A 25,876-nucleotide genomic window follows, 5' to 3' on the forward strand; every position below is an offset into this window, starting at 1 on the left:
GGGGCACGCTACAATGCAAAAAATCACCACCACAGGAGACACGATTTTGAAGTCGTCGCATGCGTACCGTTTCTGCCTGGCAGCCGCCCTCACCGTCCCCGTTGCCATGGCCCACGCACAACCATCGAGCGAGGAAGAGGAATTAACGCTGGTGTACGGCGACAACGACAGCGTCAGTATCGCCACCGGCAATGTGCAGGCCTTGCGCCGCGCACCGGCCGTGGCCTCCGTGATCACGGCGGCCGACATCGCCGCCATGGGCGCGACCGACCTCGACCAGGTGCTGGAAACGGTGCCCGGCATCCACGTGGCCCGCAGTGCCAACAACTATTCACCGCTGTACGTGGTGCGCGGCATCTTCAGCGCCTACCTGCCCCAGTTGCTGGTGATGCAGAATGGCGTGCCCATCACCACCATTTACCAGGGCAACAAGGGCAACCTGTGGGGCGGCTACCCGGTCGAACACATCGCCCGTATCGAGATCATCCGCGGCCCCGGCTCGGCCCTGTACGGTTCGGACGCGTTCTCCGGCGTGATCAACATCATCACCAAGGGGCCGGCCGAGACCCAGGGTACGGAAATCGGCGCCCGCGCCGGCGCCTTCCACACTTATGACACCTGGATCCAGCACGGCGGCAAGGCCGGTCCGGTGGACGTGGCGGCTTATGTGCGCCTGGGCCAGACCGATGGCTTCAAGAGCATCATCGATGCCGACGCCCAAACCCGCAACGACAAGCTGTTCGGCACCCATGCCAGCTACGCCCCCGGCCCCGTCAACGTGGGCAACAAGGCGGTGGACGCCAACCTGGAACTGGGCATGGACAAGTGGAAAGCGCGCTTCGGCTACAAGCTGCGCGACGACCTGGGCACCGGGGCCGGCATCGCCTCCGCCCTCGACCCCGTGGGCAAGCAGAAAAGCGAACGCATCACCACCGGCCTGAGCTGGGCCGATCCGCAGTTCCGTCCCGACTGGGGCCTGGGCGCCAGCATCAACACGCTGCAATACATGCAGCAGATCCCCGTCGATTTCCAGTTGCTGCCACCGGGCACGGTGCTGCCGAGCGGCGCTTTCCCCAACGGCATGCTGGGCGGCCCGGACACCACCGAACGCCAGGTGCGCCTGGCCGCCTACGCCGACTACAGCGGCGTGGAAAGCCACCGCATGCGCGTGGGCGTCGGCCACGACGACCTGAACATGTACCACACCCACGAGACGCGTAACTTCACCTACGCGCCCAACGGCTTGCCGATCCCGCAGCCGACCGTGATCGATTTTTCCGATACCAACCCGTTCATCTTCCCCCAGCATCGCCGGCTCGACTATGTCTACCTGCAGGATGAATGGAACTTCGCCAAGGACTGGAACCTGACGGCCGGCGTGCGCCATGACCGCTATTCGGACGCCGGCGGCACCACCAACCCGCGCCTGGCGCTGGTGTGGGACGCCACCTTCGACCTGACGGCCAAGCTGCTGTACGGCCGCGCCTTCCGGGCGCCTTCGTTCAACGAAAGCTACAGCATCACCAACCCTGTCGCGCTGGGCAACCCCAACCTGCGCCCGGAGACCAACGGCACGGCCGAGGCCTCGCTGGCCTGGCAGGCGCGCGCCGACGCCCAGGTGAACGCCACGTTCTACCGCTACGACATGCGCGACATCATCCGCACCGTGCCCAACGCGGTGCCCGGCACGGGCGCCACCTACGCCAACACGGGCGACCAGACCGGCCACGGCCTGGAACTTGAATCGAGCTGGACGGTGAACCGCGACCTGCACCTGCTGGGCAATTACGCGTGGCAGAAGTCGATCGACTCGGCCACCGGCCGCGATGCCGGCTACGCGCCGCACCACCACCTGTTCGGCCGTGCCGACTGGCAGGTGGCCGGCGCCTGGCTGCTCAGCACGCAGCTGAACTGGGTGGCCGATCGCCACCGTGCGGCCGGCGACACGCGCGCGCCCATCGCCGACTACAAGACCGTGGACCTGAGCCTGTCCACGCGTCATGGCCGCGAACAGTGGAACTTCACGGCCACCGTGCGCAACCTGTTCAACGCCGACGTGCGCGAACCGAGCCTGGCGCCAGGTGTTGCGCTGCCCCATGACTTGCCGATGGCGCCGCGCGCGCTGTCGCTGCAGGCCGTCTACAAACTGTAAGCGGCGCGGGGCGGCGCGCGCCGCCCCTTCCACGCTGACGCCCGCCCCGCCGGACCTGCTTCAGGACCGGTTCCCGGGGATCAGCCACCAACCCAGTTCTTGCCGTACCCGCTCCGGCGGCGGTGGCGGCGTCTGCTCGGCACGCCGCCGCTCCAGCATCTCACGGACGGCCTGCCTGGCCGGATGCGTGGTCTGTGTTGGTCGCTGGTCCATGATCGCCTCACTGGCTGTAGATCACTACGTCATACTGTACAGTACAATCATGCGCGCCGTCGCACGCCACTGAAGCGACGAACAACAAGCGGGCCATGATGCTATTCATGGTTTTCCTGACTTTTCGCATGCAAGCGCCAGCTTGTACCAGGATGCGCGCGCTTCCCAACCTGGAGGCCGCAGTTGCCCACTGCTGTTACCATTTCGACTACGGTCTGGCCCGTGAGTTCGCGGTCCGCAGCAAAACTTGTTGTGTCCAGCACAATTCACCAGTAGGATTGATGTTCGCAAGGCAATAATAGTTACCCTTGAAGAAACACTCCGCTGCCGCCGTCCCGGTGCCGGCGCTGAAAGGAGCAACATGACCGTGTCACCTCCGCCCTCCCCCGCCCATCATGGCCAGGACCAGATGCGCCGGCTCGGCCACGGCTCCGGCGCACTGCGGCTGCAACTGGCACTGTTCATACTGGTGTCGCTGGCCGCCCTGTGGGGTTTCACCTTCATTGCACTGGAGCGGCGCGAACAGCTCGACACGGCCAGCGCCGAAGTGGAGATGCAGGCGCTGGCCCAGGCGTACGCCGAAAATTCGTTGTCGACCATCAAGCGCATCGACCTGATCCTGCTGGAGCTGGCCCGCACCTGGACCTTGCGCCCGGACGAATTCGCGGCCGACATCGCGCGCCACCAGGCCGACCTGGACGATGTGGCGCTGCAAGTGGCGGTGGCCGACAAGACCGGCGTGATGGTGTACTCGTCCATCCAGCGCATCCAGGAACGCGTCAGCCTGGCTGACCGCGAACACTTCAAGGTCCACCAGCAAGCCCAGGCGAACCGGTTGTTCATCAGCAAACCGGTGCTGGGACGGGTGTCGGGAAAATGGTCGCTGCAGTTCACCCGTCCCCTGCTGCGCGACGGCCGTTTCGGCGGCGTGATCATCATTTCCGTGGCGCCCGAATTGTTCAGCCGCTTCTACGACACCCTGTCCATGGGCCGCCAGGGCGTGGTGCTGATGGTGCGCGACAGCGCGGAAATCATGGCCCGCGCGCCCGACTGGCAAGCCTACATGGGCCGTAGCCTGCCCACGGCGCCCTACCTGGCGCCGGACGCCGCACCGCGCGGCAGTTTCAGACGGGTGGCGGTGCTCGACGGCGTGCCCCGGCTCTATGGCTACCGCAAGCTGCCCGACTACCATCTGACGTTCGTGGCCGCCCTGCCGCTCGACGAAATCCTGGCCGGCACCCAACGCCAGCGCCAAGCCACGTTCGCGACCATGGCGGCCATGTCGCTGCTGCTGGCCGCCATGGCCTGGCTGATCCTGCGCAGCGTGCGCGCGCGCGACCGGGCCGAGCGGGCCCTGCGCGACGCCAACCGCGCACTGTCGCTGGCCGGCAGCGTGTTCCAGCACACGATGGATGCGGTCATGGTGACGGAGATCGATGGCACCATCGTGTCGGTCAACCCCGCCTTCACGGACGTCACCGGCTACGAGGCGGCCGAGGTGATCGGCCATACGCCAAGGCTGCTGCGCTCGGGCCGGCATGACGCCGCCTTCTACCGCGCCCTGTTCGAACAACTGGCGAGCACCGGGTCCTGGCGCGGCGAGATCTGGAACCGGCGCAAGGATGGGCAGTCTTACCTGGAGTGGATACGCATTTCGCTGGTGCGCGATGAAAACGGCAAGCCGCTGCGCTACGTGAGCGTGTCCAACGACGTGACGGAATTGCGGGCCGGCGACGAACACCTGCGCCACCTGGCCTTCCACGATCCGCTCACGGGCCTGCCCAACCGCGCCCTGCTACTCGACCGCATCAGCCAGGGCATCAGCGTGGCGCAACGCGACGGCCGTGGCATGGGCGTGATGTTCATCGACCTGGATCGCTTCAAACCCATCAACGACACCCTGGGCCACGACGTGGGCGACCAGTTGTTGCAGCAGGTGGCCCAGCGCCTGAGCCAGGCCGTGCGCCACTCGGACACCGTGGCCCGCATAGGCGGCGACGAATTCGTGATCCTGCTGGAACAGGTCGATGACGGCATCACCTACGTCAACCTGGCGGAAAAGCTGCTGGCCAGCCTGAGCCGGCCCATGCTGCTGGGACCGCACACGCTGGAAGTGGGCGCCTCGATCGGCATCGCCTGTTATCCGGGCGATGGCGACAGCGCGGCCACGCTGATGAAACACGCGGACGCGGCCATGTACGTGTCCAAGGCCAGCGGCCGCGGCGCCTACCACTTCTACCACCCGGGCATGACAGCCCAGTCGGTGCAGCGCACCGCAGCGGAACCGGGACCGGCGGAGCGCGCCGCGGAGTGAGCGGCTCAGTGGGCGGCTAAGTTGGGCTGCTCAGTAGGCGGCGCGCCTCAGCCGGCCGCGCCGTCCACCCGGGCGCTGCTCAGGTAAGGCGTGTACACGACCACGTAGGCGACGAACGCCAGCGTCCAGCAGCCCGCGCTCAGCAGCAGCGCGGCGTCGCGCACGCCATCGGTGGCCAGCGCGGCGGCCACGCGTGCCAGCGCGCCGCTCTGGATCAGGGCGAACATGGCGAATTCGGCGCGGCCGGCCTTGAGCGGACGGCCCGTGTGGCCCAGCGTGGTGCGGGTGATCATGCCGATGATCAGGCCCGTCATGGAACCGACCGTCAGTGCGTGGAAGGCGGCGCTGGTAGGCAGCCAGCCCAGCGCGGCGCCGGCCAGCAGGAAACAGCCGACGCCGATCCAGGCATACGACAGGTGCAGCACCCACAGCAGTGGCACATGCCACACCTTGTGCGGCTGCCAACCTGCCAGGCGCACCAGCACCAGCGCGCCAGCAGCCAGGGCCAGCGGCGCCGTCAGCCAGCCCGGCAGACCGGCCACCCAGGCCAGTCCGGTGGCAGCCAGCAGGCCCAGCGACACGCGGTCGCGCTTGGGATGCACGGCAGGATCGGTGCCGGGTGCACCGTTGCGGGTGAACATGGGCAGCACCCGGGTGCCGATGGCCGATTCCATCACCACGACCACCAGGATCGCGGCCCGCACCGGCACGGCTTGCGCCAGCGACAGCACGCCCAGCGTGGCCAGGTGGTACACGCCGTTGGCCACCGCCAGCAACGCCAGCAGGCCGACCAGGAAGTAATTGCGCTTGTTATTGGACTGGCGCATCACGCGCCCCAGTGGCCAGGTGGCCAGCGGCAGGAACAGCCAGTCGACCAGGGCCGCCACCGGCGCGGGCGCCCACAGCATGGCCAGCCGGCCGGCCAGCCACAAGCCGGCCAGCGCCGCCAGGTGGCCGCGCACGGGCGTCCACAAGCCGGTCCAGTTGCGCCCGGCCGTGAACAGGAAACCGATCACCACCGCCGTCACCATGCCGAACACCATCTCGTGCATATGCCAGCCCACGTCGATATGGGCCGCGTGCAGCCAGCCGTAGTACTGGGCGATCCACAAGGGGATGCTGAGCGCGGCGAACAAGGCCGCCAGCAGGTAGAAGGGACGGAAACCCAGCCGCCACAGCGGATGGGCCATATGCCACGGCGCCGGCGTGCTGGCCGGCAGGGGTTCGTCGATGTGTAACAGGCTCATGATGGATACTCGCTGATGCTAAGGTTGCGGGCCGCCGGCCCTGAAAGCCCGCCCGCGCCCAGCCTTCACTTTTCAGGCTGGCACGCACATTGTGTGTGCGGGCGCATACCTTGTGAAGAACACGGGCGCAAGCGGATGATATGCATCAAGGAAAACAAATTTACCAGCCGCAACGCCCGTTTGCGTATCGACTCGGCGCGCCAGTTCCCTTACGCTACAACTTCCCGACGCCGCCACGGCCAACCACACCGTCCGCGACGTCCCCTGATTTCTTTAGAAGGAAGTTCGCCATGCAAAACGCTACTTTGAAAATCGACGGCATGAACGGTGAAGCTTGCGCCGACCTCGTCACGCTCGTGCTCAACAACATCACCGGCGTCAGCGACGTGCGCGTATCGCTGCTCAACAGCCAGGCCAGCCTCAAGTACGACGAGCGCCACACCTCGGAGCCTTACCTGATCAACAGCCTGGCCCGTGCCGGCTACACGGCCCGCACCGGTGCGCAGGCGGAAAAAGCCGGCGGCTGCTGCGGCGGTTGCTGCGGCGGTTAAGGCCACGTCGTTCCCGCGCAGGCGGGAATCCAGGCATTGCCTGGATTCCCTCCAGGCGTTGCCAGCATTCCCGCCACAGAACGCTGGCGCCAACAAGAACGCCGGCGTTCTATGGGTTTCCGCTTTCGCGGATACGACGAGTCAACTTAACTTGACACGATTCCGCCGTCCCCGCCATCCTGCATCAGCGCTCGCCGCCAGCACCCAGCAAGCGGTGCTCGACCGCAAACACGGCCGCCTGCACGCGGCTGCTCAACTTCAGCTTCTTCAACACATTCTGCACGTGGATCTTGACCGTGCTTTCAGCCAGGTCCAGCGAGCGTGCGATCAGTTTGTTGCTCTCGCCGCGCGCCAGGCAAGCCAGGATTTCCTTTTCGCGCGGCGTGAGCTTGTCGATCTCGGACGCCACGGGCGCCTCGCTGCCGCCGTGTAGCTGGGCCACCAGCTTGGCCGTCATGGCCTCGGCCACCACCGTCTCGCCGGCGGCCGCGCGGCGGATGGCCCGCGTCAGGTATTCGGCATCGATATTCTTCAGCAGGTAGCCCGAAGCGCCGGCCTTGAGCGCCACCGACAGGTCGTGCGCATCCTCGGACACGGTCAGCATCACGACCGCACTGTCGGGGCAATCCTGCAGCAGCAGCTGCAGCGTTTCCACGCCGGACATGCCGGGCATGTTCAGGTCCAGCAGGATCACCTGGGGCTTAAGCTGCTGTGCCCGCTTGATGCCCTCCACGCCGTCCGCCGCCTCGCCCACCACGGCGAATTCCGGGTTGCGCTGTAACAGCAGCCGTATGCCGCTGCGGAACAGGGTATGGTCATCGACCAGCAGGACGGTGATCGGATTGCTGCTTGCTTCCATTGTGGCTATGCCTCTCTTTGTTGATGCTGTGTGTTGATTGGTGTCGCTTGGTGTCGGCCCGCGCTCAGGCCGCGCGCCGTTGCTGGCGCGGCAGCCGCAGCGTGACGGTCGTGCCGCCACCGACCACGGAGCTGACGGCGAGTTGCGCGTGGATGCGCTGCGCGCGCTCGCGCATGATGTGGATGCCCACGTGGCTCTCACCCTTGCCCGGCAGCGATTCCGTGTCGAAGCCGGCGCCGTTGTCGCTGATGCTGAGCACGAAATCGTACTGGTCCTGCAAGCGCACCTCGACCCGGCTGGCCATCGCGTGCTTGCGCACGTTCGACAACGCTTCCTGCACGATGAACAGCAATTGTAGCTGCTGCTCGCGGGGGAACGGCGCACCGTCGCTGTCGGCCACCAGCACGGCTTCGATGCCACTCTGGCGCTGGAACTTGTCGATGGTCGTCTCCAGCGACGCCACCAGGTTGCCCTGTTCCAGCCGGGTGCGGAAATTGTGCAGCAGTTCGCGCACGTCCTGGTAGCTTTCCTCCACGCCGGTGCGCAGCAGCGGCACGATCTCGGCCACGTCCTCGAACTGCTTGGCCTGCACCGACTGGTCCAGCATCTGCACTTGCAGATTGAGGAAGTTCAGGCCCTGGGCGATGCTGTCGTGCAGGCCCTGGGCCACCAGGTTGCGTTCCTCGGAAATGGCCATCTCGCGCTCGCGCGCGGCCAGGCGCTGGTTCTCGATGGCCGTGCCCAGCAACTGGCCCAGCGTTTCCAGCAGGGCCGTCTCGCGCTGGTTGAACGACACCGGCTTGCGGAAGTGCAGGTTAAAGAAGCCCAGGTGCTGGCGCTGCGCATAGATGTGGAACACCGAGACGGTGACGAAGCCTTCGCGGTGGCATTGCAGCGTGTGGCTATCGTCGATGCGGCGCAGGTCGTGCACCACGGCGATCTTCTTGGCCACGGCTTCGCCGCACAGGCAGTCGCCCACTTTCAGGCAGTGCTCGGTCTGCACCAGCTGGTCCGAGATGCCGTGGTGGACCAGCATGTGCAGGTTGCCGCGAATGGGGTCGAGCACGCGCACCGAGCCGCCGTCCGCATGGAAGTAGTCGCTGATGCGCTTCATGAAGCCGTCGCACAGCGATTCGGCCGGCTGCGGCTGCTGCAGGAAGGCGGCGCTGTCGTACAACAGGGCCAGCTCGCGGTTCTGGTCTTCCAGCGCCGCCGTCTTGGTCTTGACCAGTTGTTCGAGGTTGCCATACAAGCCTTGCAGCTTGTCGGCCATCAGGTTGAAGCCTTGCGCCAGCTGGCCGAATTCATCCTGCGTGTCGACCGCGAGACGCACCTCGAAATCCTGCTCGCGCATGCGGTCCATGCCTTCCTGCAGGCTGGTGACGGGGTTCACGATCAGGTTGAACATCAGGTAGATGATGCTGACCGTGCCCACCATGGCCAGTCCCAGCAGCAACAACTGCGAGGCGCGCAGCCAGAACGTGCGCTGTTCGCTGTCCTGTTCGATCAGTTGCACCAGGCCGTTGACCTGCACCACGAAGCGTTCGGCCTGGGTGTGGAAGCCGCGCGCGTCGGCCGCGCTCACATCGTCGCGCGCCAGCAGCGCTTGCGCGGCCGGCTGCACCGTGTCGTGCCAGCGCTGGTTGACGGTGGCGAAGGCGTCGCGGATGGTGGGCGACGGCGGCAGGAACAGCGGCCGTTGCGGGTCACCCTGGCGCAACTGCTGCAAGGTCTGCTCGATGGCGGCCAGCTGGTAATGTGCCTCGTCGCGGGCGGCGGCGCGGCCCGCGGAGTCGGTCAGCTCGCTGACCACAAAGCTGAGCCGGTAGCTGTTCATGCGCAAGCTGCCGGTCACGTTGATGGCGGCCGCGCTGCCTTCGAGCTGCCAGGACAGGAACAGCGTGGAGCCGATCACCATCAGCGCCACCGCCAGGAAGCTGAGCAGCACGCCGACGATCTTGGTCGACAGTTTCTGCCAGGTTCCGAACAAGTGCGGTGTACCCATCATCGTTGCCCTTCGCGCGCGCACGGCCAAGCGCCCGGTGCGCAATGCGCCCGGGCCCTGCCCTGGTCCACAGTTTGTTTCATTCCATCTCCTCTGTTGGCGGCGCTGCCGTCCCGGCGCGCACCGGGCATGGCCCGGTTCCCGCAAACGCAATCAAGCCCGGTCTGCCTTCGTTGATCCAGTATACACGCGCCCTCTTGTCTCGTTACCCCGTCCGTTCTCTCCCTGCCCCTCAGCCGCCCGTCTGCGACATGAAGCGGATGATCTTTTCCGGCTGGCGGCCAAAATCATGCTGCTGCGGTTTCAGTTCGATGGCTTCGCGGATCGCCTGTTCCAGCTCCGCATCGCTGGCGCCGCCGCGCAGCAGCGGACGCAATTCGAATTTCTCCTCCTGGCCCAGGCATAGGTACAGCGTGCCGTCGACCGCCAGCCGCACCCGGTTGCAGGTGGCGCAGAAATGCTGCGACAGGGGCGTGATGAAGCCGATGCTGCTGCGTCCGTCCGGCGTGGCCAGGTAGCGGGCCGGGCCGCCGCCCAGTTCCAGCGCCTGCGGCACCAGGCCGAATTTTTCGCGCAAATGGCGCTGCACCGTGTCCAGCCCCAGGTAGGACGCATCCTTGCCCGTGGCGCCCATGGGCATCACTTCGATCAGGCGCAACACGAATTCGTGTTCGATGCAGAACTCCACCATGGCATCGATTTCCTGGTCGTTCACGCCGCGCATGGCCACCATGTTGATCTTGATGGGCGCGAAGCCGACTTCCTTGGCGGCCTGCAAGCCGGCCAGGATCTGCGGCAGGCTGTCGCGGCCCGTGATGCGGGCCATGCAGTCACGGTCCAGCGAATCGAGGCTGACGTTGATGCGGCTCACGCCTGCCGCCTTGAGCGCGCCCGCATGGCGCGCCAGCTGGGTGGCATTGGTCGACAGCGACAAGTCCTGCAAACCGGGCAGCGCCGACAACCGGCTGGCCAGTTGGGGCAGATGGCGCCGCATCAGCGGCTCGCCGCCCGTCAGGCGCACACGGCGCGTACCGAGCCGGGCGAAGGCGCCCACCACCCGTTCCATTTCATCAAAGCTCAGCCAGTCGGGCGGGTCCTCGAAATCCTTGAAATCCTTGGGCATGCAATACGTGCAGCGCAGGTCACAACGGTCCGTCACGGAGACGCGCAGGTAGTCGATGGACCGGCCAAAGCGGTCGCTTAACATCGCAAACTCCTGTTCATGGTCAATGGAGAAATTGTAGCGGCCCACTTGCCGTTTGCCGATGGCCATGACGACTTAGGCGCCCTAGTCCATAAGCACTAGTCTTTTATCAAATTGGTATGCCAAGTTGTTTTACAACATTGCAATAAGTTGCATAATAATATATTATTTACCGACGGCAATATCATGCCACCGACCGTGCACATCCGCACGCATGCCGTTTATCCAAGGAGCATTGTTTGACCACATCCGCCACCACCGACTGGATTGCCGCCCTCGCCGACAACGGCGTGCGCAACGACCTGGCCACTGCCGCCGCCGATGGTGTGCTCAGCTACAACGAAGCCCTGCGGGTGCTCAACGACACCGCCGCCGACGGGACGTTCACGGCCGCCGAGTTCCAGGCGCTGCAAACGGTGGCGGCCCACCTCAACAACGGCGTGACGGCCACCAGCTACGTGGCCGACATCTTCACCCAGCTGGTGCTGGGCAACCCGGCCAATATCGCCTGGCATGGCGGCAGTACGGATTCGGCGACGCTGGGCAACCTGCGCGCCGACAGCAGCGTCACCCAGCTCAACGAGCTGATCTCCAAATGGTTCCTGGGCACGGACATGCCCGACCTGACCATGGTGCCGGACAACCAGCGCAGCGTGACCCAGCCCCAATACCGCACCGTCAGCGGCCCGCTGTACGGCCACACGGGGGCGGCAGCCATCGTCGACGTGGCCCAGGGTGCGCTGGGCGACTGCGTGGTGTGCGCCAGCATGATCGAGATGGTCAACAACCATCCCGACCTGCTCAAGTCCATGATCGTGGACAATGGCAACGGCACCTATGGCGTGCGTTTCTACCTGCATGGCAACGAGGTGTGGGTCACCGTGAACCAACAACTGCCGACCGACGCCTACGGCCACCAGGTCTATGGCCATAACGGCGCGCAGCAGGAGGTCGCCCTGTGGATGCCGCTGCTGGAGAAAGCGTATGCCCAGCTGAGCGAAACGGGCATGGTCGGCCATCCGGCCGTCAACAGCTATGAAAATATCGACGGCAACATCACCAGCATCGTGCTGCCGGCCATGAGCAACGCCCGGGTCACCTATTACAGCACCACGGCCAGCGACTGGGCCGACAAGAAAGCGATGCTGGTGGCCGCGCTGGCCGCGCACCGCGACGTGGTGTTCGAGACCACCAAGGATGCGCCGCATACCTATGACAGCGACGGCATGATCGAGCTGGTCGGCTGGCATGCGTTCGCCGTGCTCGGCTACGACGCCGGCACCGACAAGTTCATCGTGCGCAACCCGTGGGGCGACAATTACGCCAGCCAGAACTGGACTGCCCAGTTCGAAGTGTCGATGGACGAGATGCAGGCCGAAGGCGGCGGCGTGGCGGTGGCCGCGTCGCTGTCGAGCCCGGTGGTGCAGCTGGCCGGCGTCAGCCACAAGCTGGGCCTGTCGGCCGCGGTCGACGTCGCCCCCCTGTTCGCCGTCTTCAATCCCGATGCGCTCCCCGTCAGCCGCTACCTGTTCCACGCGGCAGGCAGCGGCGCGCTCGACCTGCACGGCGCCACCGACCTGGCCACGGCCGAGCAGCACGCGGCCGGCGACGTGGTGATCGGCGCGGCCGACCTGGCCCGCCTGCAATTCCTGTCCCCTGGCGCGGACGGCGCCGCCGTCCTGTCCATCCAGGCCCTGGTGGGCCAGCAATGGAGCGCGGCGAACGACATCCACTGGACCTTCTCCGGCACCAGTGCCGACACCATGGTGCTGCCAAAGGTGCTCACGGCCATGGACACGGGCGCCATCGTTTCCTTATCCAGCCTGTTCCAGCTCGATGGCGCCAACGACGCCAAAGTGTTCTACGAAGTGTCGGTACCCGACAATGGCGGCACGCTGGAGGTGCACGGCGCCCGCAACCTGTGGCCGGACGCCAAGCCGGGCGAGTACGAATTCAATGCGGCCGACCTGCGCCTGGTCACCTACCAGGCCCCGTCCACGGCCGGCATGGTCACACTGCAAATCTGCCCCTACCACGGCGACGGCTGGGGTGGCTGGCAAAACATCAACATCCAGGTCGGCACGCGCGACGTCGCCCATGCACTGCAAAACTATGCCAATGGCCAGTTGGCCCTCATCGGCCCGGTGCACGACGCCAGCGCAGCCGTGTTCGCCAACCTCGACGGCCTGAACACGCTGCTGCACAGCGACCGCCTCGGCTTCATCCAGATCACCGACGACGTCGCCCAGGTGCAGAGCATGACGGGCGCCCAGTTCGACCAGTACCGGGGCGTGTTCGCCGCCATGCGCGGCAATTTCAGCCTGCACGTGACGGATGCGTCGCTGGCCGACGCGCCCCTGCTGGGCACCAGCCTGGCCGAGCATGTGGCCTCGGCCGGATTCAGCGGCAGCGCGGCCGATGTGGCCGCCAACCTCGACGTCCTGCAGACGCTGGCCGCCGCCGGCAGACTGGCAGGCATCACGCTGACCGACAGCGGAACGGCCACGCTGTCCATCACCGGCACCCAGATGGCCGCCGACAGCGCCGCCCTGCGCCTGATCGCCGGCGACTACCATGTGGCCGTGCAGGACAGCGTGGCCGCCGTGCTGGCGGCCAGCGCCACCAGCGCTGTCGCGCTGAGCTACACCATCAGCGACAGCGCGGCCAACGTCAACGCCAGCCTGGACGCGCTGCAAGCGCTGGCGGCGGCCGGCAAACTGTCGGCCATCACGCTGACCGACAGCGGCCAGGCCACCCTGAAGCTCGGCGTCGCCAAGTTGTTCACGGACGGCGCCGCGCTGGACAAGCTGCTCGGACACTACACGCTGGCCGCGACCGGCGCCAACGCAGCCGACGCGGCCAAACTGGCCCCCTACTATCCGCAGGCCAGCTTCACCGTCAGCGACAGCGCGGCCCAGGTGCAAGCCAGCCTGGCCGCGCTGCAGGCGCTGGCCGCGCAGGGCCGCTTGTTCGGCCTGACGTTGACCGACGGCGGTATGCCCGTGCTGAGCGTGACGGCGGACCAACTGGTGGACGATGGCGCACTGCTGCGCGCCATAACTAGCCCGTACAAGCTGTCCGTGGCCGGCGTCGGTGCCGGTGCCGCCCGCTTCGTCCTGCAGCAGGGCGCGATGCGCACGGCCGATGTCCAGTTCCACCCGTCGACTGACGGCCAGGCGTTGGCGGGCCAGGTCAACACCGTGGTCGGCTTCCAGAACGCCACGCTGGGCCAGGGCCACCACGCCGTGGTGCTCGACGGCGCGCGCGACCATTACGCCGTGCGCCTCGACAGCAGCGGCCAGCTGGAACTGAAGAACATCGCCGCCGGCGACGCCGACTATAACAAGAGCGTCACCATCCACGGCGTTTCCTACATCGTCTTCAACGGCGCGGCGACGGACGCCGGCGGCAATTACCCGAATATGTACTTCGTCGCCGACGCCCACAACGCGGCCGTGGCCGAACTGTATGTCGCGGCGCTGGGCCGGCTGCCGGACCTGCGCGGTCTCGAATACTGGGAAACCCTCCTCGGCGGCGGCTCGGCCCTGACCGACATCGCAGCCTCGTTCATCGCCTCGCAGGAATTCCAGCTGCGCTTCCCCGCCGCCGCCAGCCCCGCCGATCTGGGTGGCGCTGCCGACCAGGCCTTCGTGACCGCGCTGTACCAGAACGTGCTGCACCGCGCGCCCGACGCAGGCGGCCTGCATTACTGGCTGGACCGGCTGGCCAACGGCGGCAGCCGGGCCGACGTGCTGGTGTCGTTCGCACTCAGCCCCGAGGACGAAAGCAACACCCACGCGGCGCCGGGCCACCAGAATGGCTGGCTGATCGACACCAACCAGGGCGGCTACGCCGACAGCGCCACCCTGCTGCCTGCGGCCACGGTGCTCAACCAGGGCCTGGCCAACGGCTACCTGAACACGGGACTGATCGCCGCCGCCAGCATCGGCACCGGCGTGGCGGCCGGCGGCATCAGCCTGGCCGGCCATACGCTGACGCTGGCGCAAGGCCTGACGGCGCAAAGTGTGGTGCTGTCATCGGTGGTCGATCACCTGCTTGGACATGGCAACAACAACCAGATCTACAGCGGCGGCCATGCCACCATCGCCATCGACGGCGTCGGCAACACGATCCACATGAACGGCGCCGACCGGCTGGACCTGCTCGATGGCAGCGACACCCTGGTGATCAACTTCGCGCCCGGCAGCGGCGCCACGCTGCACCTGGCCCAGGGCCAGCCGACCCTGCTCAGCGCAGCGGCCAGCCAGGTGAGCGGCGCCGCGCTCAACAGCAGCCAGGGCTATGTGATCCAGGTGGGCAGCCTGGGCGACGGCAGCGCGGGCGCGGCGGCAGCGGCCATCAACGCCGCCTACGCCGTGGCCGCCACATCGACCGAGCACATCACCTTCATCGGCCAGGACAGCAGCGGCAACATGGAAGCATGGCGCTTTGGCGCCGGTTCCACCGGCAATGTGACGGCCGACGCCAACGGCAACCACCAGGTCGACGCCGCTGAGCTGGTGCACCTGGCCACCCTGATCGGCGTGAACGCCGCCCAGCTCCACGCCACCGACCTGGCCTGATCGCCGCAAAAGCAAACCGGGGTCAGGTCATACCAATTGGCAAGATGTTCGCATCTTGCCAATTGGTATGACCTGACCCCGGTTTTTGGTGGCGCTGGCCTTATTGCACCAGCGGCGAGTCCGCGCCTTCCAGTTCCACGCCTTCGATGTCAGCCTGGCCGACCAGGATGTGCAGGTACTGGTGCAGCGCGCGCTGCCACGACTGGCGTTGCAGCTCGTCCGAGATCTGCGCCTGCACGGCTTCGAATGGCAGCGCTTCGCCTTCGATGCGGCGCATCGCTTGCACGATGTGCAGCCCGAAGCGGGTTTCCAGCAGGCGGCCGGCCAGCTCACCGGGCGCCATGCGGAACAGCAGTTGCTCGAATTCCGGCACGCACTGGCCCCGGGCCAGCTGGCCCAGGTTGCCGCCCACGGCACCCGACGGGCAGTTCGAGTACTGGCGCGCCAGTTCGTCGAAACGGTCCGGATTGGCTTGCAGCTCGGCCAGGATCAATTCGGCCGTGCTGCGCACCAAATCCAGTTGCACGGTTGGCGTGACCTGGAACAGGATGTGGCGCGCTTCCACCAGCGCGCCGCTGGAGAAGCGTTCGATCTGGCTCTGGTAGTAGCGGCGGCACGCGGCCTCGTCCACTTCCGGCACCTTCACTTCACGCTCGAACAGCGCTTCCACACGGGCGTCGTCCGTCTCGCCCGTGATGCCGAGGCGGTCGGCCTCCTGCAGCAGCACCTGGCGCAGCACCACTTCGTGCACGGCCTGTTTCAGGGGATTGGCCGCGTCCTGGTGGTGCGGCAGTTCCTGTTCGATGGCGAGGTCGCTGACCTCGATTCCGTTGACGGCGATACCCATGTTGAGACTCCTGATTAATTAACGGGTGCGGACCAGCTGGAAGGCGCGGCCCAGATAGCCGACGGCGCCAAAGCCGCTCCACACGTGCACCAGACGGGTGAACGGGAAGATCACGAACAGCGACATGCCCATGAACAGGTGCAGCTTGAAGATCAGCGGCGCCGTTTCGATGAAGCCGGCCGCGTCGCCGCGGAAGGTCACCACGTGCTGGGCCCAGGTCATCAGCAGGACCATCATGTGGCCGTCCATGTGCGAGGCCGAGGCGCCGATCGAGATCAGGCCCAGGGTCAGCGTCACCAGGATCCACAGCAGGACGATCTTGTCCTTGAAGGTGGTGACGGCGCGCACGCGGTCGTTCGAGAAGCGGCGGGCCAGCAACAACAGCAGGCCGATCATGGCGCACGAGCCCATGATGCCGCCGGCCGTCATCGCGATCAGCTGCTTGGTGCCGTGTTCGACGCCCAGCGCGTCCCACACGGCGACCGGGGTCAGCAGACCGGCCGCGTGGCCGAAGAACAGGCCCAGCACGCCCACGTGGAACAGCGGGCTGCCCAGGCGCAGGGCGCCCGTGTGCAAGGTCTGGCTGGACTCGGACTTCCAGGTGTACTGTTCGCGGTCGAAGCGAATCAGGCTACCGAGCAGGAAGATGGCGAGCGCGATGTAGGGATAAATCCCGAACACGAATTGATGTAAATAGTTCACTGCAGTCTCCTTCAGGCACGCTGCGGCGCGGCAGCCGCAGCCTTGGGATAAAAGTTAATCGGTTGCGGGCCGCTGGCCAGCGACGTCTGGAGCAGCGGCTCGACGCCGTCGGCGCCGGGGCCGAAGGTTTCCAGCGCTTCGTCCATGTCGCGGATGGGCGGCTCGGCCAGTTCCTCGGCCGCCACCGGGCTGTCGGCCTCGAGCAGGTCGAACAGCACGGCGTACGGGCTGGCGTTGGCCTTCAGCTTGCGGCCGATGTAGGCCAGCACGTGGACCGCGTCGCCCAGCAGGCGCAGACCTTCGTCGCGCTCCTGCTGCGACAGGAATTCGAGGAACAGCGGCACATAGTCCGGCAGGTCGTTGCCGACCATGTCCAGCCCGTGCTTGCGGTACTCGGCAAGCAGGTCGACCATGGCCTGGCCGCGATCGCGCGACTCGCCGTGGATATGCTCGAACAGGTGCAGCGAGTGCGACGGATTACGGTCGAACGTGGCCACGTACTGCTGTTGCAGATCGATCAGCGGGGTGCTGGCCAGGTGCTCGAACAGGCCGGCCAGGCTGGCCTCCCATTCGGGCCGGTCGGCCAGCGCCTGCCGCAGTTCGGGCAGGGCGTCGCACAATTCCTGCTCCGGGTAGAGCAGCAGCGCGGATAAGACTTGATAGCTTTTCATCTTCATTCCTTGGTGGGCTAAGCGGACCGCGTCATCAGACGTCCAGCACTTCCTTCTTCTTGCGCGACTTCGGCATCTGCACGAAGATGGTGGAACCCTGCTTCTTCTTGCCGAACAGGCTGTGGTCGGACACGCCGTCCGAGCAACCGTTACCGAAGCTGAAGCCGCAGCTGCCCTTCTCGTTGAAGCTGTCCTCGGCCATTTCCTTGTGGCTGCTCGGGATCACGAAGCGGTCCTCGTAGTTGGCGATCGCCATGATGTGGTACATGTCCTCCACCATGTTCTTCTCCAGGCCGACCTGCTTGAGCACTTCCAGGTTTTCCACCCCTTCCACGCTCTTGCCGCGCATGTAGGCACGCATGGCCAGCATGCGGTCCAGCGCCTTGAGCACCGGCACCTGGTCGCCCGCCGTCAGCAGGTTGGCCAGATACTGCACCGGGATGCGCAGGCTCTTGGTGTCCGGCAGGATGCCGTTCTTGCCCAGCTGGCCCGATTCAGCCGCCGCCTGGATAGGCGACAGTGGCGGGATGTACCACACCATCGGCAGCGTGCGGTATTCCGGGTGCAGCGGGAAGGCGACCTTCCATTCCATCGCCATCTTGTAGACGGGCGAACGCTTGGCCGACTCCAGCCACGAATCAGGGATGCCCTGGCGGCGCGCCTCGGCGATGATCTCCGGATCGTGCGGGTTCAGGAACAGGCCCAGTTGCGACGGATACAGGTCGCGCTCGTCGGCCACGGAAGCCGCCGCCTCGATCTTGTCGGCGTCGTACAGCAGCACGCCCAGGTAGCGGATGCGGCCCACGCAGGTTTCCGAGCACACGGTCGGCTGGCCCGCTTCGATACGCGGGTAGCAGAACGTGCACTTCTCGGCCTTGCCCGAAGACCAGTTGTAATAGATCTTCTTGTACGGGCAGCCGGAGATGCACATACGCCAGCCGCGGCACTTGTCCTGGTCGATCAGCACGATGCCGTCGTCCTCGCGCTTGTACACGGAACCGGACGGGCACGAGGCCACGCAAGTCGGGTTCAGGCAGTGCTCGCACAGGCGTGGCAGGTACATCATGAAGGTGTTCTCGAAGGTGCCGTACATCTCCTTCTGCATGTTGTCGAACAGCTTGTCCTGGCTACGCTGGGCGAACTCGCCACCCAGGTCATCCTCCCAGTTCGGGCCCCATTCGATCTTGTCCATCTTCTTACCGGTGATGACGGAGATCGGACGCGCGGTAGGCGGCGTCTCCGACAGCGGCGCGTGCTGCAGGTGCTCGTAGTCGTAGGTGAACGGCTCGTAGTACTCGTCGATATTCGGCAGGTTCGGGTTGGCGAAGATGTTCGCCAGGATTTTCAGACGGCTGCCCTGGCGCGGCTCAATCTTGCCGGCCGCCGTGCGGCGCCAGCCGCCGTTCCACTTGTCCTGGTTCTCCCACTGCTTCGGATAGCCGACGCCGGGTTTGGTTTCCACGTTGTTGAACCATGCGTATTCCACGCCGTCGCGGCTGGTCCACACGTTCTTGCAGGTGACGGAACAGGTGTGGCAACCAATGCACTTGTCCAGGTTCAGCACCATGCCGATTTGGGCTCTGATTTTCATATGTTTTTACCTCGCTATCGTTGACGGTTTCAGGCCTTGGAGGACAATGGGCCTTCCAGCCAATCGACTTTATCCATCTTGCGGACCAACACGAACTCATCGCGGTTGGAACCGACCGTGCCGTAGTAGTTGAAGCCATACGACAGCTGGGCGTAGCCGCCGATCATGTGGGTCGGCTTGGTGACCGCCCGCGTGACCGAGTTGTGGATACCACCTCGCTTGCCCGACGTTTCCGCGCCAGGGACGTTGATGATCTTCTCCTGGGCGTGGTACATCAGCGTCATGCCTTCCGGTACACGCTGGCTGACGATGGCGCGCGCCGTCAACGTGCCGTTCACGTTGAACACCTCGATCCAGTCGTTGTCCACGATGCCGGCCGCCTTGGCGTCGATCTCCGACAGCCACACGTGCGGGCCGCCGCGCGACAGCGTGAGCATGCGCAGGTTGTCCGAGTAGGTGGAGTGGATACCCCACTTCTGGTGCGGCGTGATCCAGTTGAGCGCGATCTCCTTGTTGCCGTTCGGTTTGGCGCCCAGCATGGCGGCCGTGGTCTTGGTGTTGATGGCCGGCTTGTAGACGCACAGACCTTCGCCAAAATCACGCATCCACAGGTGATCCTGGTAGAACTGCTGGCGGCCCGTCAGCGTGCGCCATGGGATCAGTTCATGCACGTTGGTGTAGCAGGCGTTGTAGCTGACTTCTTCCGACTCCAGACCCGACCAGGTGGGCGAGGAGATGATCTTGCGGGGCTGGGCCTGCACGTCGCGGAAGCGGATCGAGTCATGCTCACGCGGCAGCGCCAGGTGGGTGTGGTCGCGGCCCGTGATCTTGGACAGCGCATCCCATGCCTTGACCGCCACGTGGCCGTTGGTTTCCGGCGCCAGCGACAGGATCATTTCCGCCGCGTCGATGGCCGACTCCAGGCGTGGCTGGCCTTGCGAGATGCCCTCTTCCAGCACGGTGCGGTTCACGCCGCGCAGCACGTCCACTTCGTGGCCGGTCTTCCAGCTGATGCCCTTGCCGCCGTTGCCGATCTTCTCCAGCAGCGGGCCGATCGAGGTGAATTTTTTGTAGATCTGGGTGTAATCGCGCTCGATCACGGTCATGCTTGGCATGGTCTTGCCCGGGATCGGTTCGCACTCGCCGGCGCGCCAGTCCTTCGGATCGAACGGTTGACCCAGTTCGCCCGGGGTGTCGTGCATCAGCGGGGACAGCACCAGATCCTTCTGGGTGCCCAGCGCGGCGCCGCCGATTTCCGAGAACTTCTTGGCCAGGCCCTTGTAGATCTCCCAGTCCGACTTCGATTGCCACAGCGGTTGCACGGCTTCCGACAGCGGGTGGATGAACGGGTGCATGTCGGACGTGTTCATGTCGTCCTTCTCGTACCAGGTGGCCGTCGGCAGCACGATGTCGCCGTACAGGCAGGTGGTCGACATACGGAAGTCCAGCACCACCAGCAGATCGAGCTTGCCTTCCACGGCCGGACGCACCTTCACGTGGGCCGGCTTGATGCACTGCGACTCGTCGCTCATCAGCGCGTTCTGGGTGCCCAGCAGGTACTTGAGGAAGTACTCGTGGCCCTTGCCCGAGCTGCCCAGGATGTTGGAACGCCACACGAACATATTGCGCGGGAAGTTGGCCGGATTGTCCGGGTCATCGCACGAGAAGTTCAGTTTGCCGTCCTTGATCTGCTGCACGGCGTAGGCGGCTGGGTCCTGGCCTGCGGCTGCGGCGGCGCGCGCCACTTCCAGCGGGTTGGTTTCCAGTTGCGGTGCCGATGGAAGCCAACCGAGGCGTTCGGCCTTGGCGTTGTAGTCGAGCAGCGTCATCGGCGCCACGTCCGGACCGGCCGTCGGCGACGAGATTTCTTCCGTGTGCAGCTTCTCGTGGCGCCACTGGCTGGTGTGGTTGTAGAAGAACGAGGTGCCGTTCATCTGGCGCATCGGACGGTTCCAGTCCTGGGCGAACGCCAGCGGAGTCCAGCCGGTTTGCGGACGCAGCTTTTCCTGGCCCACGTAGTGCGCCCAGCCGCCGCCCGATTGGCCCACGCAACCGCACATCATCAGCATGTTGATGATGCCGCGATAGGTCATGTCCATGTGGTACCAGTGATTCAGCGCGGCGCCCACGATGACCATGCTCTTACCACGGGTCTGGTCGGCGTTCTGCGCGAACTGGCGGGCCACGGTGATCACGTCGGCCGCTTTCACGCCGGTGTGCTTGACCTGCCATTCCGGCGTGTAAGGCACGTCGTCGGCGTAGCTGGTGGCGACGTTGCCGCCGCCCAGGCCACGGTCGATACCGTAGTTGGCCATGGTCAGGTCGAACACGGTGGCGACCAGCGCGGTGCTGCCGTCGGCCAGGGTCAGGCGCTTGACGGGCACGTTGCGCATCAGCAGATCGCTGGCATCCTTGCCGCCGAAGTAGGCGAAGCCCACGGATGCGATTTCATCGGCGCAGCCGATCAGCGACAGGCGCGGATCAACAGGCTTGCTGTTGCCGCCCTGCTTCATCTCCAGGTTCCACTTGCCCTCTTCGCCCCAACGGAAGCCGATCGAGCCGGCCGGCGCCACGATCTCGCCGCTGGCGTCGTCGATGAGCAGGGTTTTCCATTCGGGGTTATTGGTCTCGTCCAGGTTGTTGGCCAGGTGCGAGGCGCGCAGGAAGTACTCGGGCGCCAGCGTGCCGTTCTGCTCCTTGAGCAGCACCAGCATCGGGAAGTCGGTGTATTGCTTGGCGTAGTCCTTGAAGTACTGGGACTGGCCTTCGGTGTGGAATTCCTTCAGGATCACGTGGCCCATGGCCATCGCCAGCGCGGCGTCGGTGCCCTGCTTCGGCGCCAGCCAGATGTCGCCGAACTTGGCCATTTCGCCGAAGTCGGACGACACGGCCACGGTCTTGGTGCCCTTGTAGCGCACTTCGGTGTAGAAGTGGGCGTCCGGGGTACGGGTCATTGGCACGTTCGAGCCCCACACCATCAGGAAGGTGGAGTTGTACCAGTCGGCCGATTCCGGCACGTCGGTCTGTTCGCCCCACACTTGCGGGCTGCTTGGCGGCAGGTCGCAGTACCAGTCGTAGAAGCTCAGTGCCACGCCGCCGATCAGCGACAGGTAACGGGTACCGGCCGCGTAGCTGACCATGGACATGGCGGGAATCGGCGAGAAGCCGACGATACGGTCAGGGCCGTATTTCTTGATGGTCAGGGCGTTGGCGGCCGCGATCATCTCGTTGCAGGTGTCCCAGTCGGCGCGCACGAAGCCGCCCAGGCCGCGCACGGACTTGTACTGATTGGCGCGTTCGGGATTCTGACTGATGTAGTCCCAAGCCGTGACCGGGTCCATGGTCTTGCGCGCTTCGCGCCACATGTCCATCAGGCGGCCGCGCACCATCGGGTACTTGACGCGCTGGGCCGAATACACGTACCAGGAATAGCTGGCGCCGCGCGGGCAGCCGCGTGGCTCGTGGTTGGGCAGATCGGGCCGCGTACGCGGGTAATCGGTCTGCTGGGTTTCCCAGGTGATCAGCCCGTTCTTCACGTACACCTTCCAGCTGCAGGAGCCGGTGCAGTTCACGCCGTGCGTGGAACGCACGATCTTGTCATGCTGCCAGCGCTGGCGGTAGGCGTTTTCCCAGGTCCGGTCCTCGTGGACAACTGCCCCGTGGCCGTCGGAAAACGTTGATTTTGTTTTGCTGAAGAATTTCAGGCGATCCAGAAAATGACTCATGCTGCCTCCTCACTTGCACCCTGTGCGGTACCAGGAACTAAACACCTCCTCACGCAACATGCGTGAGGCCGTCGATACCATGCAGTCTACGCAGGGGGGTGTTTAGTGTGAATCGGCAAGAAGTCTGGCGGGCGGGGCGAGAAGGACTAGTCCGTTTAGGTCTTTGTGACTAGGCCGGCCGTGGATTCCGTGACAGCGACGTTGCTGGCGACCGTCAGCAATTGTTGGTAAGACAGCAAGCGCCCGCCACCGGCGCGCGCGTAGGCTTGCGCATGGTGCGCGGACGCGAACGCGGCCACCACACCCTCGCCCTTGCCCTGACCTTGCGGGCCACGCAACACATAGGTGGCCAGCCGCGCCGCCACCCAGCCGTTCGCGTTGACATCGTTGCCACTGTTTGCGGCGGCGGCCGGCGCGCCCGCGTCCTGCACGAAGCTGGCCCGCACGAAGCCGGGCTGCTCCACCGAGGCCAGCATCGCGAACATGGCCGACAGCGAGCAATAGAACACCGGGCGGCCCTGGTCGTACTGGATCTGCCCCGTGGGCGCCGTGGCGCAGGACGCGGCCTGGGCGGACGGCGGCGGCGCCGGCTGGGCGTCCGCATCGGCCGGCTGCAGCGACGGGGCCAGGAACAGCACCCGCAGCAATCCCGCCAGCGCCACCGCCTGGGTGGCCACGCTCAGATAATGGCGCTTCCTCGACAACATGGTATAACCTTTCCTTCCACACGGCGGCATCTCCGCCCAAGCCACCATTGTCCGAAACGGCACGCGCAAATAATATGATGTGGCTCAAGGATTTCCGTGACCACCCTCGGCCAAAAGAACTAGGCCCGCTAGCCACTCGCGCCGATGGCCACGCGGCCCGCGCCGGGTTATACATACGGGTGGCGCATGCGCACGATCCGTGTGTCGCATCGCGCCCGCACATTGAAAGGAAGTCCCCGTGAATATCGCCAGTTTTACCGACCTGCTATCGGCCGCCGCGCTGCAAGCGGAACCCCAGCGCCTGCTGTTTACCTTCACCCGCGCCGAATATGAGGCCATCGACCCGGCCAACGCCGGCGCGCCGCGGCGCGGCACGCTCACGCCCGTGATGTGCGTCGATAAGCAGGTGGGGGAACTCGACACCTTCGCCAACCTGGCGGCCGAATCGCGCGCCATGGGTGCGCCGTGGGATGTGGTGCTGGTCACCAGCCTGTCGGGCAGCGCTGGCCAGTTGCCGGACGCGCGCCAGACCGAAGGCGCGCTGAAAGACATGGTGCAGGCCATCCAGCAAGGCCGCATGGAGCGCTTCCTCGCGTTCGACCCGGACGGCGAATTGCTGCAGTTCTCCTGAGTTGCAGGACTGAATAGCAGGGACAGCCAGCAGGGCCGCGCCGTCAGTGGCGGGCGCCCCGCAGGCTGGCTTCCAGTGCCGGCCCCGCCATGGGGCGTGCGAACAGGTAGCCCTGCCCGTAATCGCAGCCAGCCGCCTCCAGCAGGTCGCGCTGGCGCCGCGTTTCCACGCCCTCGGCCACCACCGTCATGCCCAGCTTGTGCGCCATCGCCACGATGGCTTCGCACAGGGCCAGGTCGGACGCGTGGCTGTCCATCCGGTGCACAAACGTGCGGTCTATCTTCAGCACGTCCAGGTCGAAGCGGGTCAGGTAGGCCAGCGACGCATAACCGGTGCCGAAATCATCGAGTGAAATCTGGATGCCAGCCGCGCTGAAGCGGCGCAGCGTCTCCGTCAGTTCCGCGCTCACATCCAGCAGCAGCCCCTCGGTGATCTCGATGCCCACGCTGCGGGTTGGCAGGCCCAGTGCCGCAAGGTGGGCCAGCCAGCGCTTGCGCATGCCGGCATCGTTACGGAACTGCAGCGGCGACACGTTCACGCCGATCTGGAATTCGGGGCAATCGAGCGCCATCACGCGCCGCACCTGCTCCGCCGCACGACGGAACACCCAGTCGCCGATATCGACGATCAATCCACTGGCCTCGGCCAGCGGAACGAAATGGGCCGGCGATACGGCGCCCCGGCGCGGATGGTGCCAGCGCAACAGCGCCTCGGCCTTGCACACGCGTCCTGTGGCCAGCTCCACGATGGGCTGGTAATGCACCTCCAGCTGCCCTAGCCCCAACGCGTCGCGCAGATCGTTGCTGAGGCTGATGCGCTGCTGCATGGCGTCCTGCAGCGCGTGGCTAAAGCGGGTGTAGCGGTTGCGGCCCGCGCTCTTGGCCGCATACATGGCCTGGTCGGCATGGCGCAGCAGGTCCGCGATGGTGGCGCCGTCGGTCGGATAGTGGGCGATGCCGATGCTGGCCGAGACAAACGCGCGCTCCCCGCCCAGGTGGTAGGGCGCGGCCACGCTGGCCACCAGCCGCCCGGCCAGGTTGTCGAGCGTGGCCAGTTGTTCGCGGTCGGTCACCGTCACGGCGAATTCGTCACCGCCCAGCCGGGCCGCCTGGCCGGGGCCGCCGAGGCAGGCGTCGATGCGGCGCACCGCCTCGATCAGCAATTCGTCGCCCTTGTCATGGCCCAGCGTATCGTTGACTTCCTTGAAATGGTCGAGGTCCAGCAACAGCAGCGCGAACGGCGCCGGCGGCACCAGGTCCAGCCGCTGTTGCAGCCTTTCCTTGAACAGGTAACGATTCGGTGCGCCCGTCAGGCCGTCGATATTGGCCTGGTGCCAGATCAACTGCTCCGCGCGTTTGCGGGCCGTCACCTCGACCAGCGAGAACACCAGATATTCGACCTCGCCTGCCAGGTCCAGCACGGGAACCAGGGTCCAGTCCCAGTAGGTGACGCCACGCTCGGGCTGGTCGGCGAACTCGAAGGGCCGGGTGAAGGTCACATAGCCCTGCTTGGAGCGCAGCACCTCCTCGAAAATCAAGCGCGCGTCCGAGGGGAAGAGGTCGAAATGGTTATGGCCGACGAAATCGTTGATGTCGCGCCGGCAGGCATCGGCGTAGGTCTGGTTGACCCGCACGAAATTGAAATCGCGGTCGAGGATGACGAGGCTGGCAACGCTGTGCCTGAAATAGGTGTCGGCCAGCCTGAGCTGCTTGAGTACCTCGTCTTCCGGGGCACGCTGGGCCCACGCTTCCGATTCCATCATGGCGACACCATCCCGCAAGCGAGGCGACTATTGGTCGACAACCCTGTCGTTCAGGCTAGCCAAATTGTTTCAAATCGTCAAGTTATGATGCACATCCACGTATCGGATTGCG

16 protein-coding genes are annotated in these 25,876 nt (G+C 65.6%); 5 read left to right on the plus strand and 11 right to left on the minus strand.

Annotation, left to right across the window (positions count from 1 at the left end):
* The first annotated feature begins 46 nt into the window (after positions 1–46).
* Positions 47–2,152, plus strand: coding sequence for a TonB-dependent receptor plug domain-containing protein (locus tag H3H37_RS15130; RefSeq protein WP_182163903.1), 2,106 nt, complete (start codon positions 47–49; stop codon positions 2,150–2,152).
* Positions 2,153–2,726: 574 nt separating this feature from the next.
* Positions 2,727–4,679, plus strand: coding sequence for a sensor domain-containing diguanylate cyclase (locus H3H37_RS15135; RefSeq protein ID WP_220456449.1), 1,953 nt, complete (start codon positions 2,727–2,729; stop codon positions 4,677–4,679).
* Positions 4,680–4,726: 47 nt separating this feature from the next.
* Here H3H37_RS15135 and H3H37_RS15140 read toward each other — a convergent pair whose 3' ends face one another.
* A complete protein-coding gene (locus H3H37_RS15140) occupies positions 4,727–5,926 on the minus strand; it encodes an NnrS family protein (RefSeq protein WP_182163905.1) in 1,200 nt (399 codons plus the stop codon).
* A gap of 290 nt (positions 5,927–6,216) precedes the next feature.
* Between H3H37_RS15140 and H3H37_RS15145 the strand changes: the two genes are divergently transcribed.
* Complete coding sequence (locus H3H37_RS15145) at positions 6,217–6,477, plus strand: heavy-metal-associated domain-containing protein (RefSeq protein WP_182163907.1); 261 nt, start codon at positions 6,217–6,219, stop codon at positions 6,475–6,477.
* A gap of 184 nt (positions 6,478–6,661) precedes the next feature.
* Here the strand turns inward: H3H37_RS15145 and H3H37_RS15150 are convergent, their stop codons facing one another.
* The 3 genes from H3H37_RS15150 to moaA all read right to left on the minus strand — a co-directional run bounded on the left by H3H37_RS15150 (position 6,662) and on the right by moaA (position 10,548).
* On the minus strand, positions 6,662–7,336 hold the full coding sequence (locus tag H3H37_RS15150) for a response regulator (RefSeq protein WP_182163909.1): 675 nt from the start codon (positions 7,334–7,336) through the stop codon (positions 6,662–6,664).
* Positions 7,337–7,400: 64 nt separating this feature from the next.
* A complete protein-coding gene (locus H3H37_RS15155; RefSeq protein ID WP_229218856.1) occupies positions 7,401–9,344 on the minus strand; it encodes a type IV pili methyl-accepting chemotaxis transducer N-terminal domain-containing protein in 1,944 nt (647 codons plus the stop codon).
* Positions 9,345–9,573: 229 nt separating this feature from the next.
* Positions 9,574–10,548: a GTP 3',8-cyclase MoaA gene (moaA, locus tag H3H37_RS15160; RefSeq protein ID WP_182163911.1), complete on the minus strand. Its 975-nt coding sequence runs from the start codon at positions 10,546–10,548 to the stop codon at positions 9,574–9,576.
* 236 nt (positions 10,549–10,784) lie between these two features.
* Here moaA and H3H37_RS15165 point away from each other — a divergent pair, with 236 nt between their 5' ends.
* Positions 10,785–15,128, plus strand: a complete 4,344-nt coding sequence (locus H3H37_RS15165) for a DUF4214 domain-containing protein (RefSeq protein ID WP_182163913.1) — start codon at positions 10,785–10,787, stop codon at positions 15,126–15,128.
* A 100-nt stretch (positions 15,129–15,228) separates the two neighbouring features.
* Here H3H37_RS15165 and H3H37_RS15170 read toward each other — a convergent pair whose 3' ends face one another.
* The 6 genes from H3H37_RS15170 to H3H37_RS15195 all read right to left on the minus strand — a co-directional run bounded on the left by H3H37_RS15170 (position 15,229) and on the right by H3H37_RS15195 (position 23,371).
* Positions 15,229–15,975, minus strand: a complete 747-nt coding sequence (locus H3H37_RS15170; RefSeq protein ID WP_182163915.1) for a peptidylprolyl isomerase — start codon at positions 15,973–15,975, stop codon at positions 15,229–15,231.
* Positions 15,976–15,993: 18 nt separating this feature from the next.
* Positions 15,994–16,677, minus strand: a complete 684-nt coding sequence (gene narI, locus H3H37_RS15175; protein ID WP_182163917.1) for a respiratory nitrate reductase subunit gamma — start codon at positions 16,675–16,677, stop codon at positions 15,994–15,996.
* Positions 16,678–16,688: 11 nt separating this feature from the next.
* The gene (gene narJ / locus H3H37_RS15180) at positions 16,689–17,348 is read right to left on the minus strand and encodes a nitrate reductase molybdenum cofactor assembly chaperone (RefSeq protein WP_182163919.1); all 660 of its coding nucleotides are present in this window, start codon (positions 17,346–17,348) and stop codon (positions 16,689–16,691) included.
* A 34-nt stretch (positions 17,349–17,382) separates the two neighbouring features.
* Positions 17,383–18,939 carry a nitrate reductase subunit beta gene (gene narH / locus H3H37_RS15185; protein ID WP_182163921.1) on the minus strand — a complete coding sequence of 519 codons (1,557 nt, stop codon included), beginning with the start codon at positions 18,937–18,939 and terminating at the stop codon, positions 17,383–17,385.
* A 29-nt stretch (positions 18,940–18,968) separates the two neighbouring features.
* Positions 18,969–22,664, minus strand: coding sequence for a nitrate reductase subunit alpha (locus tag H3H37_RS15190; protein ID WP_182163922.1), 3,696 nt, complete (start codon positions 22,662–22,664; stop codon positions 18,969–18,971).
* 155 nt (positions 22,665–22,819) lie between these two features.
* The gene (locus tag H3H37_RS15195; RefSeq protein WP_182163924.1) at positions 22,820–23,371 is read right to left on the minus strand and encodes a nitrous oxide reductase accessory protein NosL; all 552 of its coding nucleotides are present in this window, start codon (positions 23,369–23,371) and stop codon (positions 22,820–22,822) included.
* Positions 23,372–23,609: 238 nt separating this feature from the next.
* Here H3H37_RS15195 and H3H37_RS15200 point away from each other — a divergent pair, with 238 nt between their 5' ends.
* On the plus strand, positions 23,610–24,002 hold the full coding sequence (locus tag H3H37_RS15200) for a hypothetical protein (RefSeq protein WP_182163926.1): 393 nt from the start codon (positions 23,610–23,612) through the stop codon (positions 24,000–24,002).
* Positions 24,003–24,045: 43 nt separating this feature from the next.
* On the opposite strand, the gene H3H37_RS15205 is transcribed toward H3H37_RS15200, so the two are convergent.
* A complete protein-coding gene (locus H3H37_RS15205) occupies positions 24,046–25,764 on the minus strand; it encodes a putative bifunctional diguanylate cyclase/phosphodiesterase (protein ID WP_229218857.1) in 1,719 nt (572 codons plus the stop codon).
* Positions 25,765–25,876 lie beyond the last annotated feature (112 nt).

The organism is Rugamonas brunnea, assembly GCF_014042345.1.
In the GTDB taxonomy this organism is placed as follows: domain Bacteria; phylum Pseudomonadota; class Gammaproteobacteria; order Burkholderiales; family Burkholderiaceae_D; genus Rugamonas; species Rugamonas brunnea.